Genomic DNA, 12,835 nt, shown 5'->3' on the forward strand with positions numbered 1-12,835 from the left:
GGACCTCATGCCGCCGTGGCCGCGCCGAGGTAGGCGTCGATGGCCTCCTGCCGGGCGGTAGTGTCGCGCAGATCGGCGGCGGTGCGATGCCCCACCAGCCGCCCGCCGCGCAGGAAATGCAGCTCGTCGCAGATGCGCATGGTCATGGCGAGGTTCTGCTCGACCAGCACGATGGCCAGGTCGGTTTCGGCCCGGATCGCGCCCAGCCGGTCGAAGACCCGCCGCACCAGCATCGGCGCGAGGCCGAGCGACGGCTCGTCCAGCAGCAGCAACCGCGGCCCCGCCATCAGCCCCCGCCCGATGGCAAGCATCTGCTGCTCGCCGCCCGACAGCCGCCAGGCGTCACGGTCGGCCTTGGAGGCGATCTCGGGAAAGAGGTCCAGCACCATTCCGGCCCGCGCCCTGCGTTCGCGCCCGCCGAGGTGGTAGCCGCCCAGCGTCAGGTTCTCCCGCACCGACATCTGGCCGACGATCTCGCGCCCCTCGGGGACATAGACGATGCCGCGCCGGACCCGCTCGCGGGTGGGCAGCGCGCCGAGGTCCGCGCCGTCGAAGACCACCGCCCCCTGCGCCGGGATCAGCCCCGCCACGGCCTTCATGATCGAGGTCTTGCCCGCCCCGTTCGCCCCCAGCAGCGCCACGACGGAGCCCCGCGGCACCGCAAAGGACACCTCTTCGACGGCCTGCGCGCGGGCGCCGTAGAACACCGACAGGCCGGATACGGTCAGAAGATCAGTCATCGTCGCTCCCCAGGTAGATGCGGACCACGTCTTCGTCGGCGCGCACCTCGGCGGGGGTGCCGCAGGCCACGAAAGCCCCGAAATTCAGCACGTAGATGCGGTCGCAGATCGACATGACCAGGTCCATGTCATGCTCGACCACCACCATCACCAGCTCGGGCGAGGCCAGCTTGCGCAGGCTGTGCATGAGGTCGCGCGTTTCGGAATTGTTCAGCCCCGCAGCCGGTTCGTCCAGCAGCAGCACCGCAGGCCGCCCGACGATGGCGCGGGCGATCTCGACCAGCCGCAGCATCCCCGGCGGCAGTTCGGAGGGCAGCTTGTCCGCGGCCTTGGCAAGGCCCAGTTCGCTCAGCGCACCCATCGCGGCGGCGCGCATCTCGGCCATCTCGGCGCGGCCGCGCCCGGTCGGCAGAAAACTGTGCAGCCAGCCCGCGTGGTGGTTGCGCGCCACGCCGATCATCACGTTCTCCAGCACGCTAAGATCCGGCGACAGCGCGACGTGCTGGAAACTGCGCACGATGCCCCTGCTCGCCCGCGCCGCGGGCGGCAGGCCGTCGAGGCTGCCTCCGGCATAGGTGATGCTGCCTTTCTGCGGCCGGTAGGCGCCGGTCAGGCAGTTGAACAGGCTGGTCTTTCCCGCCCCGTTCGGGCCGATGAGGCCGGTGATCTCGCCCGCGCGGAATTCCACGTCGAGCCCTTTCAGAACGTCGATGCCGCCGAAGGACAGGGTGATCCCCTGCCCGCGCAGCGCGTTTGTCGCCATGTCCATCATGCACCGCCTTTCGACACCAGCGCCCGCAGGCGCGGCAGGTAATGGCCGATCAGGATCACACCGAGCAGCGCAAGGCCGTAAAGCACCGGGATCCACGCGCCCGAGGCCGACAGAAGCTGCGGCACCAGCGTCAGGAACGCCCCGCCGACCAGCGCGCGCGGCAGGGTCAGGCCGTAGAAGCTGACCACCGAGCCGACGAGCAGGAAGATCGCCGCCCACAGGGTGAAACCCGAGGGCGAGACGGTCGATCCCGCAAAGCCCAGCATCGCCCCGCAGAGCGCCGCGATACCGCCGCTGATCCCCATGACCGCGATGCGCGCCCAGACCCGGCGCGTGCCGAAGGCATCCGCCGCCGCCGGGTGCGCCTTGGCCAGCAGCAGCACCAGCCCCTGCCGCGACCGGCGCAGGCGGGAGAGTGCGTACACCACCGCGCCCAGCACCAGCAGCGCCGCATAGTAGCGCTGCAGGCCCATCGGCAGGCCGGGGATCACCGGGGTCGAGACATAGAGCCCCTCGTAGCCGCCGGTCAGCGCATCCATGTTGTTGATGATCTCGGGCACGGCGAGGGCCAGCGCCATGGTCGACACCGCGAGGTAGATCCCCGACAGCCTGCGCGACGGCCAGGCAAAGGCGATGCCGCAGATCACGCCGAGCGCCAGCGCCAGCGGCAGGCTGACCAGCAGCGACAGCCCGTAGCGGGTGTCGAGCACGGCAACCGAATAGGCGCCGACCGCGGCAAAAAAGCTGTGCCCGATCGACACTTCGCCGCCGTAGCGCACCAGCACGCTGACCGACAGCACACCGATGGCATTGGCGAAACAGACGCCGAGCGCAAAGATCCACGACCCTCCGACCATCAGCGGCAGCACGACCAGCACGGCGATCAGGGCAAGGGTGACGGCCTGCGGGGGCAGCGCCAGCGGACGCGGGGTATCGAGAGACTGATCAGACACGCGAGCCTCCCACCCGTTCGAGGATGCCGTTCGGAAAGATGTTCAGCGCCAGCAGGATCACCGCCAGCAGGAAGGTGCTGGAGAATTCCGGCGAGACGTAGAAGGTGAAGAGGTTCATCAGCACCCCGATGAGGATGCCTCCGATCAGGCTGCCCGGAAGGCTCGCGAAACCGCCGATCACCGCCGCGGCAAAGGCCTGAAGCATGAAGGCCGCGACGGTGGTGACGCTGAGAAACGTCGTCGGCACGATCAGCAGCGCGCCGACCACGCCCAGCACCGCCGCGACGATCCATGAAAACAGATGGATCGACTTGAGGTTCAACCCGCAAACCTCTGCCGCAAATGGGTTTTCAGAGATGGCGCGAAATGCTGTTCCGAGCTTGGTATGGTCGATCACGAAGAACAGCGTGCCGATGGTGACGACCGCGACCGCCAGTACCGTGAGGTCGTATCCGGTAATGCGCAGACCGAGCACCGACATCCCGAAGCGCGGGATCGGCAGGTCGAGGCTTACGATATCGGCCCCGAAGATCAGCAGCGTCGCGCCCTGCGCGATCAACCCGATGCCGAGCGTCGCGATGGTCGCGGTCAGGTCGCTTTCGAACACCAGCGGAGAGATCACCGCATAGGTGGCAAAGGCGATGGCGATCACCGCCAGAACCGCCAGCAGCACCGCCGCGCCCCAGCTCAGTTCCAGCAGCATGCCGCTGGAAAAGCCGTAGATCAGGAAGGCGGCGAAGCCCGCCACGTTGCCGTGGCTGAAGTTCACCACCCGCGAGGATTTGAAGATCATCACCAGCCCCAGCGCGCCGAGCGCGTAGAGGCAGCCGGTGATCATCCCCGACCAGACCAGCGGGAAAAGATCCTGGAGCAGGCTCATGCCGCCTCTCCCTTGCGCGCCTTCGGCGCCATTGCCCCGCGTTCGACCAGCTCGATCACGCCGGGGAAGTAGCGGCCCGAAAGATCGGTGCGGGTGGCGGCCTCGTAGTAGCTGCGGGCGGCATCGGCGGCCGGCAGGGCGACTCCGGTTTGTTGCGCCAGTTCAAAGACATAGGAGATGTCCTTGAGAACGTACTCCGGCGAGAACGCCCTGTCCGGGAAATCGCGCGGCAGCATCGCCTTGCGCCCGTGGTTGCGCAGCACGAAGCTGTCGCCCGAACCCTTGGACACCGCGTCGAGCAGCGTTTCGGGCGCGACTCCGGCCTTTTCGCCCAGCACCATCATTTCGGCCAGCGCGACGGTGTTGGCGAAGACAAGCATGTTGTTGGCCAGCTTCAGCACCTGCCCCGCGCCGACGTCTCCGCCGTGGGTGATGTCCGTGGCGATCATGTCGAGCATCGGTTTGACGCGGGCAAAGACCGCCCCGGAGGCGCCGACCATGATGGCGAGCGCCCCCTTCTGCGCCGCCTCGCGGGTTCGGGCGACCGGCGCGTCGGCAAAGGCGATGCCTTGCGGCGCCAGCGCTGCGGCAACGCTGCGCGCGACCTCGACCGGTGTGGTGGACAGATCCACCAGCAGCGAACAGCGCCCCCCGGCGGCGGAAGCAGCGGCGGCGATGGCGGCGCTCACCGCTTCGACCTGCGGACCGCCGGGCAGCGACAGGAAGATGGTGTCGGCCTGTTCGGCCAGTTCCTCGACCGTCGCGACGCGGGTTGCCCCGGCCTCCTCGACCGCGTGCAGCGCCTCGTCCGACAGGTCGAAGGCCAGCACCCGGCCGTCATGCTTGGTGGCCATGTTGCGGCACATGGGGCCGCCCATGACGCCGAGGCCGATGAATCCGATTGTATCTGTCATGATCGTGTCCTCAATCCATCAACATGCCGCCGTTCACGTCGAGAACGGTGCCGGTGATCCAGTTTGACGCGGGTGAACACAGGAACAGGATCGCCTGCGCGATGTCTTCGGGCTGCCCGTAGCGGCCGAGCGGTACGCTGCCGTGGGCCGAGGGGGCGGCGCGCTGGGTCACGGTTTCCCACATCGGGGTTTCGACCGGGCCCGGCGCGATGATGCTGGCATAGACGCCCTTGGGAGCGCCGGCCTTCGCGACCCATTTCATCAGCCCGTGCACGGCGGATTTCGCCGCCACGTAGGCGGGCCCGGACGCGACGCCGCCGATCTTGGCTGCGATGGAACCGAGCGCCACCATCTTGCCCATGCCCTGCGCCTCCATCACCGGAAACACCGCGCGCACCGGGTTGACGACGCCCATCAGGTTCACGTCGAGGATGGCGCGCCATTCGTCGTCGGTGCTTTCCCCCAGCGGTTTGTGCGAAATCGTGCCCGCGCAGAGCACCAGCGCATCGATGCGGTCGTGTTCGGCCAGGATCCGCGCCACCAGCGCATCGGTTTCCTCGCGCGAGGTGACGTCGTAGGGACGGTAGTGCACGCCGGCATGATCGAAGGCGGCGCTTTCGGCGATGTCTGTGGCGATCACCGTGGCGCCCGCCTCGGCCAGGGCCAGCGTCGTCGCCCGACCGATGCCGCCCGCGGCACCTGTCACCAGCGCGATCTTTCCGTCCATGCGCGCCGGCGCGCTTACGGGTATCAGGGTCATCCCTGTCTCCATGATCTTGGTATTGCAAAGGATTCCGGCGCCGCGCCCGGAAGGCACGGCGCCGGCAATCGGCTACTGGGACTTCGGCGCCTCGAACACCACCGGCGGATAGGCGCGGAATTCCTGCACCAGTTCAAAGCTGTCGCCCTTGGCCTGGATGATCCCCTCCTGCCGGGTGCCGCGATGGTCGCCCAGTTCGAAGGTCACGCCCCGCGCTCCGCCCACGGCCGCGCCCTCCAGCGTTTCGAGCGCCGCGACGAGGTTCTCCCGGGTCAGCTCGTTGCCGGATTTCAGCAGCGCCTCGAACCCCTTGTGAAAGATCGCCGCATTGCTCCAGCCGTTGAGGCCGAAGACCCCGACGGGATCGTCCGGGTAATACCTGGCGATGGAGTCGCGATAGGCCGCGATCTCGGGCTCGTCGCTCGACACCGGCAGCAGCCAGGACGAGAAATACACCCCGTCGAGCAGATCGCCCGCCAGTTTCAGCGTCGACGGATCGGCGGTGAAGAACGGCGCGAACCAGGCGACGTCCAGCCCCTGAAGGTCCGCGGCCTTGAGCGCGGCGGCCAGGTTGGCGTTGGAGCCGAACAGGATCACCGCCTCGGCCCCGGAATTGGCGACGCGGCGGATGTGCGGGCTGAAGCTGGTGGTCTTGACGTCGAAGGGCACGGATTCCGCCTCGGCGAGGCCCAGTTCCTCCATGTAGGTGTCAAAGCCGCGCTTGGCGGATTTGCCGAGTTCGTCGTTCTCCCACAGCAGGGCGACCTTCTTCAGCCCCAGGGTGTTGACCGCGTAGTCGAGGTTCGAGGCCGCGGACCAGCCGTAGTCGGGCAGCAGCGGAAAGACGTTCGGCTCGACGAAGAACGCGCTGGCGCCGCCGATCGGGCCGACGACCGGAAGCCGGACTTCGCGGGCATAGGGCAGCACGGCGACGTTGGTCGCGGTGCCGATGGGGGCCGACAGCGCAAAGATGCCGTCATCCTCCACGAGCTGGCGCGTCACGGCGACCGAACGGGCGGGATCGTAGCCGTCATCCTTGGTGACGTAGTTGACCGTCCAGCCGTCGATGCCGCCGGTCTCGTTCAGATTGCGGTAATAGGCCTCGGCGGCATGGGTCAGGATGGCGTAGAACGGCACCGGCCCCGTCACGGGCGTGAAGGCCCCGATGGTCACCACCTTGTTCTCCGCGTCGATCCCGATATCGGCCGCAGCCGCGGGGCTGCCCCCTGCCGCGACTCCGGCGAGCACCATCGCGGCGACCGCCCCCCTCAGTTCCGTAAACATCAGCACTCCTCCCATGCTTGTTTGACGACTTGCCGGAACGATAGGACCGGGCGCCCCTTTCCGTCAATATAAAATGCATCAAATTTTGATCCGCGCCGATCAGGAGGGGCACGTATCGCAAAATATGTCAGGTTTTCATCGGGAAATCTGGGAGTTCTGGCCGATCCTGCCGGTGCAGCGCATCAGGATAATGCATTTTATTGTTGCCCACGGACAGAGGTTCTGACACATCTGTACCCCGAATCCGGCGCGGTCGGCGCGTCGCAACACGGGAGGATCGGATGGGAAACGGGGTACTGGCGGGCAAGACGGTGGTCGAACTGGGCAGCATGATCGCCGCCCCCTTCGCCACGCATATCCTTCAGCAACTGGGCGCCGAGGTCGTCAAGATCGAACCGCCCGCCGGGGAAACCACCCGCAAGCTGGTGCGCGGCGGTCCGAGCGGCAGCTACCTGGCCTTCAATCGCGGCAAGCGCAGCCTCTGCCTCGACCTGCAGGCGCCCGAGGGGCAGGAAGTCTTCCGCAAGCTGATCGCGCGGGCGGATATCGTGATGCACAATCTCTCCCCTTCCGCGGCGCGCAAGCTCGGCGCCACCTTCGAGACCTGCCGTGCGCTGAACCCCGGGGTCGTGTTCTGTCACATCAAGGGCTACGGCGACGGTCCGGCGTCGGAGGAGGTTGCCTCGAACCCGATTGCCGAGGCGGCGACGGGGGTGATGTTCTCGAACCGCGTTGAGGGGCGCCCGGCGCGGCTCGGGCCGTCCTACCATGACCAGTTCGCGGGCTGTTACGCGGCCATCGCGGTGCTGTCGGCGCTGATGTCCGACGACCCCGAGGCGCGCAACATCGAGCTGGGCCTCTACGAGACCGGCCTGCACATTGCCGCGCGCGACCTGTTGGGCGTGCAGCTCAAGTCCCAGATCCTGGGGCGGGCGGAAACCGAACCCTCGGCCGAATTCAGCATCCCCGGCTACGGCGCCTACGAAACCCGCGATCACCGCTGGGTCTACCTCGTCATGCTGACCGACGACCATTGGCGGCGGTTCTGCGCCGCCGCCGGGATCGCCGCCGATCCGGCGCTGGCCACGCTGCGCGCCCGTCGCCGCGACCGCCCCCGGGTCGAGGCGCTGGTGGCCGATGCGGTCGCCGCGCAGAGCTTCGACGACATCGCCGCCGCGCTGTCGGCCAGGGGGGTCGGCCATACCGAGGTGCTGTCGACGGATCGCGTGCTCGACGCGCCGCAGGCCCGCCATCCCGGCAAGCTCTCGAGCTTCGGATTCAGCGATCTCGGCTTTGAATCGCCGGATTTCCCGGTCCCTTCGCAACGCCGCGACAGCGGGCTCGGGGATGCGCCGCCGCTGCTGGGCGAGGACACGGCCGCGATCCTGCGCAGCCTCGGCTACGGCGAAGACCGGATCGCGGCGCTGGTCGCCGCCGGCACCGCGGTGGAGGCGGACCCGGCCGAGGATCTCTGGTCGCGGCCGGCGAAGGCGGTGGCGGTGGGGGGCTGAGCCCCCTGCCCTAGTCGCGCGCGCCCGCGCCCATCCGGCGCGACAGTTCCGCCGCCATGTCGCAGAGCGCTGCGCGGGCCTCTTCGGCGGTGACGATGGAGGTGCCGGACAGCCGCCGGATGAAGGGAATCGTCACGGCGGCAACCGGGCGGCCGGAAAAGTCGAACACCGGGGCCGAGATGTTGCGCACCCCCTCGATGGTCAGCGACGGGCTTTCGCAATAGCCCTTGGCATGCACCGAGGGCAGATCGGCAAGGAAGGCGGCCCGCTTGTCGGCGGGCTCCTCCCCCGCTTCGGAGAGCAGGCGGGCCAGCGCCTCCTCCGCCATCCACGCCGCGAGCACCCGACCGGAGGCCGTGTCGTAGAGCGAGATATGCGCCCCGAGCCGCACCGAGGTGATGTTGTTGTCCGGGCAATCCACCTGCGCGATCACCAGCACGCGGCCCGAATGCAGGATCGCGAGGTGCATCGACTGGTTGATCCGGTCGGCAAGTTTCTGCATCGCCTCGCCCGCGACCGAGGTCAGGCGCTTGATCGGCGGATGGCGGTGGGCGACCTCGAACATCTTGGTTGTCAGGTGGTAGCGATCGCTGTCCTCGGACAGTTCCACATAGCCGCGCTTGCGCAGGACCATCAGCATCCGGAAGATCTCGGAGGTGGTGCGGCCCAGCGTCTTGGCGATCTCGATCTGCGTCAGCCCCTCGGCCTCGGAGGCGAGAAGTTCGAGGATGTCCAGCCCCTTGGACAGCGCCGGGGCGCGGTATTTGTCGTCTTCGTCGTCGCTCACGGCCTTGCCAATCCTGCCACCCGTCCGCCACGCGCGAGGCGGGCCGTTCCTCTTATGAAGCGCCGCGCCGGGGTTGGCAACGGCGCGCCCGTGGTGAATTTAGATATAAAATTATCTTTTACTTGTGAACCATGACCGCTATCCTGCCCGCAAAGGGGAGGAACAGAGTGACTGACGCCATCGTTCTGAAAGGCATGACCTGGTCGGATCCGCGCGGATACGATCCGGTGGTCGCCGCCGCGACCGACTTTGCCCGGCTGCATCCGAATGTCACCATCGTCTGGGACAAGCGGTCGCTTCAGGGCTTCGAGAGCACGCCGGTCGAGGAGCTGGCCGCGCAATACGATCTCATGGTCATCGACCATCCCCACGTGGGCGCGGTGGTCGAGCAATCCTGCCTGCTGCCCTTCGACGACCATGCGCCGCGCATGGCGCTCGCCCGGATCGAGGCCGAGACCGTGGGCAAGAGCTACCAGAGCTATTTCTACGCCGGCCACCAATGGGCGCTGCCCATCGACGCGGCGGCGCAGGTGCAGGCGCTGCGGCCCGACCGGGTGTCCGCCCCCCTCGCCCGGTTCGCGGAGGTGGTGGAACTGGCCCGCGAGGGGCGCGTGGTCTGGCCACTGCGTCCGCCGCATGTGCTGATGAGCTTCTTCACCCTCGCCGCCAATACCGGCGCGCCCTGTTCGGTGGTGCCGGGGCCGCTGCTCGACCCGGTCGCGGGGCGCGGTGTCATCGAGGCGATGCAGGCCCTGTTCGACGCGGTCGATCCGGCCTGTCACGGCATGGACCCGATCGCCGCGCTCGACGCGCTGGCCGAGGGCGATCGCTTCGACCTCTGCCCGCTGACCTATCTCTATGCGCCCTACGGCTCGGACGGATACCGGGCACACCGCATCGCCTATCACGACATCCCCGCGCTGGGTAAGGCGGGGCCGCTCGGCTCCGCGCTCGGCGGCACGGGGATCGCGGTCTCGGCGCGCACCGCCCACCCGGAGCTCTGCGTGGAGTATGCGCTTCGGCTGGCCTCGGCCGACCTGCAGCGCGGCCTCTATGCCCGCAACAACGGCCAGCCCGGCAATGCCGTGGCCTGGTCGGACGCGACGGTCAACGCCGCGGTGGGGGGCGCCTATCTCGACACCCGCATGACCCACGAGGCGGCCTGGCTGCGCCCGCGCCACGCCGGCTACATGGCCTTCCAGGAAGAGGCCTCGCACATCCTCCTCGACGCCCTCGAGGGGCGCAGCGATCCGGGTACGGTGCTTGCCGCCCTCGACGACCGCTTCAACGAAAGTTTTCCCGCATGACCACGCCGCTGCCGCTCGCCGGGCTCAAGGTGCTCGACTTTTCGCAATTCCTCGCCGGTCCCTACTGCGCGCTGAAACTCGCCGACCTCGGCGCCGACGTGGTCAAGGTGGAGCGCGCCGGGCAAGGCGACCTGTCGCGCTACCTCTACCTGACGGACACGAAAATCGGCGGCGAAAGCACGATCTTTCACGCGATCAACCGCAACAAGCGGTCCGTCGCGGTCAACATGAAGGACGAGGGCGACAAGGCCGCGCTGCGCAGGCTGGTGGCCGATGCGGATGTGGTGCTGCAGAACTTCCGCCCCGGCGTGATGGACCGCCTCGGCTTCGGCTACGAGGCCGTGAAAGAGATCAACCCCTCGGTCATCTACGGAACGGTCACGGGCTACGGCTCCGAGGGACCATGGGTGGATTTGCCCGGCCAGGATCTTCTGGCCCAGGCCCGGTCCGGGGTGATGTGGCTCTCCGGCGGTGCCGAAGACGGTCCGGTCGCCATGGGGCTCCCCGTGGCCGACGTGCTTGCAGGTGCCGCACTTGCCCACGGCGTGCTTGCCCTGCTCTTCCGCCGCGAACGATCGGGCCTTGGCGGCTTGGTCGAGACCTCCCTGATCGAAGTGCTCGCAGATCTTCAGTTCGAGCTGCTCACCACCTGGTTCAACGATGGCGGAAGAACCCCGAGCAGATCACGCAACAATCCCGCCCACGCCTATCTCGCCGCTCCCTATGGCATCTATGAAACCAGGGACGGCCATATCGCGATCGCCATGGGAAAACTGGATCTTCTGGCGAGCCTGACAGGCCTGGATCCTTCGCTGGCCGCGAGCGATGCCTTCGCCAACCGCGACACGATAAAAGCAGGCCTGGCGGACCGCCTCAAAACCGAGACAACAGACCACTGGATGACCGGGTTCGTCGCCGCAGATATCTGGGCGGCTCCGGTTCTGGACTGGCAGGCGCTGGTCAAAAGCGGCGTGCTCGAAACGCTCGACATGGTTCAAACCATATCTCGCGACGCCGTAGAACTGAACACCACGCGCCTTCCCCTGAGGATCGACGGAACACGCCCGAAATCAACGAACGCCGCACCGTCCTTGGGCAACGCCAACTCCCTCCTGCAAGAGGGCTGGTGAGCACGATAGGCAAACCTTGATAACAAAAAGGGCTCTGCCCTCTTGACCCCTGCGGGCTCAATTCACCCGGGATATTTTCAGCCAGAAGAAACCAGCGCGAACCATGTTGCTTCTTCTGGCAGGCAAATATCCCGGGGGAGCCACGGCGTGCCGTGGCGGGGGCAGCGCCCCCACCGTGCGTTGCATCAGTCGTCGTCGACGCAGGTCTGGGTCTGGGTGCCGAGGCCCTCGATGCCCAGTTCGACCTTGTCCCCGGCCTTGAGATAGGTCGGCGGCTTCATCCCCAGCCCCACGCCCGGAGGTGTGCCGGTCGAGATGATGTCGCCCGGATGCAGGGTAAAGAACTGCGACAGGTAGGAGATCAGGAAGGGCACCCGGTAGACCATGGTGGCGGTCGAACCGTCCTGCATCCGCTTGCCGTTCACGTCCAGCCACATGTGCAGATTGTCGAAATCGCCGACCTCGTCCGGTGTCACCAGCCAGGGGCCGGTGGGTCCGAAGTTGTCCGAGGATTTTCCCTTGGACCATTGGCCCTGACGCTCGGCCTGGTATTCGCGCTCGGACACGTCGTTGATCAGGCAGAAGCCCGCGACGTGGTTCATCGCGTCGTCTTCGCTGACGTATTTCGCCATTTTGCCGATGACGAAGCCAAGCTCCACTTCCCAGTCGGTCTTGACCGATTTGCGGGGGATGATGATGGGATCGTTCGGCCCGCAGATGGCCGAGGTGTACTTGGCGAAGATCACCGGCTCGGGCGGGACCGCCATGCCGCTTTCCGCCGCGTGGTCGGCGTAGTTGAGGCCGATGCAGATGAACTTGCCGGTGGCACCGACGCAGGCGCCGTAGCGCGGATTGCCCTCGACCAGCGGCAGCGAGGTCGGGTCGATGCCCTTGAACCGGTCGAGATCGGCCAGCACATCGCCCGCAAGGTCGGCCACATGGCCCGACAGATCGCGCAGCTTGCCGTCCGCATCCACCATTGCGGGCTTTTCGGCGCCGCGCTCTCCGTATCGTGCAAATTTCATGGGGTCCCTCCTCAGGTGGTCCAGCCACCGTCAATGATATGTTCCTGCCCCGTGGTAAACCCTGCGTCGTCCGATGCAAGGTAGGCCACGAGGCCTGCGATCTCTTCGGGTCTGCCGATGCGCCCCATGGGCTGCCGCCCGACAAATGCCGAAAGGGCTGCGTCATAGTCGCCGGTGTCGCGCAGCCGCTGGTGCAGCGAGGGGCTGTCGACCGTGCCGGGGCAGATGGCGTTGCAACGGATGCCATGCGTCACGTAATCCGCCGCGACCGCGCGGGTCAGGCCCGCGACGGCGGCCTTGGACGCGGAATAGATCAGCCGGTTCACCGGGCCGGTGACCGTGCCCGCGACCGAGGACATGTTGATGATCGACCCGCCCCCCTGCGCGATCATGCCGGGCAGGAAGGCGCGGATCATGCGGAACTGCGCCCGCGCGTTGAGATCGAAGGCAAAGGTCCAGTCATCCTCGGTCGCATCGAGGATCGTGCCGTTGTGGACCACCCCCGCGCAGTTGAAGAGGATGTGGATGGCGCCGGTCGTTTCGGCAAACCCCGAAATGGCGCCTGCGTCCAGCACGTCAAGCTTTTGCGCGGTGATGCCGGGGATCGCGCCGAGCTCTGCCAGCGCGGCATCATTGATGTCGGTCGCGATGACCTCCGCCCCTTCGGCGGCGAGCCGTTCGGCAGAGGCGCGGCCGATCCCCTGGCCCGCCGCCGTCACCACGGCGCGCTTGCCCTTCAGTCGTTGTGTCAGGTCCATATGGTCTTCCTCGG

Annotated in this window: 13 protein-coding genes; 3 read left to right on the plus strand and 10 right to left on the minus strand. The window is 67.3% G+C overall.

What is annotated here, in order from left to right; genetic code table 11:
* Positions 1-5: 5 nt before the first annotated feature.
* The 7 genes from ACN0RJ_RS10665 to ACN0RJ_RS10695 all read right to left on the minus strand — a co-directional run bounded on the left by ACN0RJ_RS10665 (position 6) and on the right by ACN0RJ_RS10695 (position 6,303).
* Positions 6-740 (minus strand): ABC transporter ATP-binding protein, encoded by a 735-nt coding sequence (locus tag ACN0RJ_RS10665; RefSeq protein ID WP_417724243.1) that lies wholly within the window; start codon positions 738-740, stop codon positions 6-8.
* Positions 733-1,509, minus strand: coding sequence for an ABC transporter ATP-binding protein (locus tag ACN0RJ_RS10670; protein WP_417724244.1), 777 nt, complete (start codon positions 1,507-1,509; stop codon positions 733-735). The genes ACN0RJ_RS10665 and ACN0RJ_RS10670 overlap by 8 nt, the downstream gene beginning before the upstream one ends.
* Complete coding sequence (locus tag ACN0RJ_RS10675) at positions 1,509-2,465, minus strand: branched-chain amino acid ABC transporter permease (protein ID WP_417724245.1); 957 nt, start codon at positions 2,463-2,465, stop codon at positions 1,509-1,511. The genes ACN0RJ_RS10670 and ACN0RJ_RS10675 overlap by 1 nt, the downstream gene beginning before the upstream one ends.
* Positions 2,458-3,345, minus strand: a complete 888-nt coding sequence (locus ACN0RJ_RS10680; protein ID WP_417718964.1) for a branched-chain amino acid ABC transporter permease — start codon at positions 3,343-3,345, stop codon at positions 2,458-2,460. The genes ACN0RJ_RS10675 and ACN0RJ_RS10680 overlap by 8 nt, the downstream gene beginning before the upstream one ends.
* Positions 3,342-4,259, minus strand: coding sequence for an NAD(P)-dependent oxidoreductase (locus ACN0RJ_RS10685; protein ID WP_417724246.1), 918 nt, complete (start codon positions 4,257-4,259; stop codon positions 3,342-3,344). The genes ACN0RJ_RS10680 and ACN0RJ_RS10685 overlap by 4 nt, the downstream gene beginning before the upstream one ends.
* Positions 4,260-4,269: 10 nt before the next feature.
* Positions 4,270-5,019, minus strand: a complete 750-nt coding sequence (locus ACN0RJ_RS10690) for an SDR family NAD(P)-dependent oxidoreductase (protein ID WP_417724247.1) — start codon at positions 5,017-5,019, stop codon at positions 4,270-4,272.
* Between the two features lie 72 nt (positions 5,020-5,091).
* A complete protein-coding gene (locus ACN0RJ_RS10695) occupies positions 5,092-6,303 on the minus strand; it encodes an ABC transporter substrate-binding protein (protein ID WP_417718961.1) in 1,212 nt (403 codons plus the stop codon).
* 281 nt (positions 6,304-6,584) lie between these two features.
* On the opposite strand from ACN0RJ_RS10695, the gene ACN0RJ_RS10700 reads away from it, so the two are divergent.
* Positions 6,585-7,814: a CaiB/BaiF CoA transferase family protein gene (locus ACN0RJ_RS10700; RefSeq protein ID WP_417724248.1), complete on the plus strand. Its 1,230-nt coding sequence runs from the start codon at positions 6,585-6,587 to the stop codon at positions 7,812-7,814.
* Positions 7,815-7,824: 10 nt separating this feature from the next.
* On the opposite strand, the gene ACN0RJ_RS10705 is transcribed toward ACN0RJ_RS10700, so the two are convergent.
* Positions 7,825-8,601, minus strand: coding sequence for an IclR family transcriptional regulator (locus ACN0RJ_RS10705; protein WP_417718959.1), 777 nt, complete (start codon positions 8,599-8,601; stop codon positions 7,825-7,827).
* Between the two features lie 167 nt (positions 8,602-8,768).
* On the opposite strand from ACN0RJ_RS10705, the gene ACN0RJ_RS10710 reads away from it, so the two are divergent.
* Both ACN0RJ_RS10710 and ACN0RJ_RS10715 read left to right on the plus strand, forming a co-directional pair.
* Complete coding sequence (locus ACN0RJ_RS10710) at positions 8,769-9,908, plus strand: carbohydrate ABC transporter substrate-binding protein (protein ID WP_417724249.1); 1,140 nt, start codon at positions 8,769-8,771, stop codon at positions 9,906-9,908.
* Entirely contained in the window at positions 9,905-11,038 is a 1,134-nt protein-coding gene (locus ACN0RJ_RS10715; RefSeq protein ID WP_417724250.1) for a CaiB/BaiF CoA transferase family protein, read from the plus strand. The genes ACN0RJ_RS10710 and ACN0RJ_RS10715 overlap by 4 nt, the downstream gene beginning before the upstream one ends.
* Before the next feature lie 185 nt (positions 11,039-11,223).
* On the opposite strand, the gene ACN0RJ_RS10720 is transcribed toward ACN0RJ_RS10715, so the two are convergent.
* Together ACN0RJ_RS10720 and ACN0RJ_RS10725 are read right to left on the minus strand one after the other, a co-directional pair.
* Positions 11,224-12,063 carry a fumarylacetoacetate hydrolase family protein gene (locus tag ACN0RJ_RS10720; RefSeq protein ID WP_417724251.1) on the minus strand — a complete coding sequence of 280 codons (840 nt, stop codon included), beginning with the start codon at positions 12,061-12,063 and terminating at the stop codon, positions 11,224-11,226.
* An 11-nt stretch (positions 12,064-12,074) separates the two neighbouring features.
* Positions 12,075-12,821 carry an SDR family oxidoreductase gene (locus tag ACN0RJ_RS10725; RefSeq protein ID WP_417724252.1) on the minus strand — a complete coding sequence of 249 codons (747 nt, stop codon included), beginning with the start codon at positions 12,819-12,821 and terminating at the stop codon, positions 12,075-12,077.
* Between the last annotated feature and the right edge of the window lie 14 nt (positions 12,822-12,835).

This window comes from Salipiger sp., from assembly GCF_048261495.1.
Classification (GTDB): domain Bacteria; phylum Pseudomonadota; class Alphaproteobacteria; order Rhodobacterales; family Rhodobacteraceae; genus Salipiger.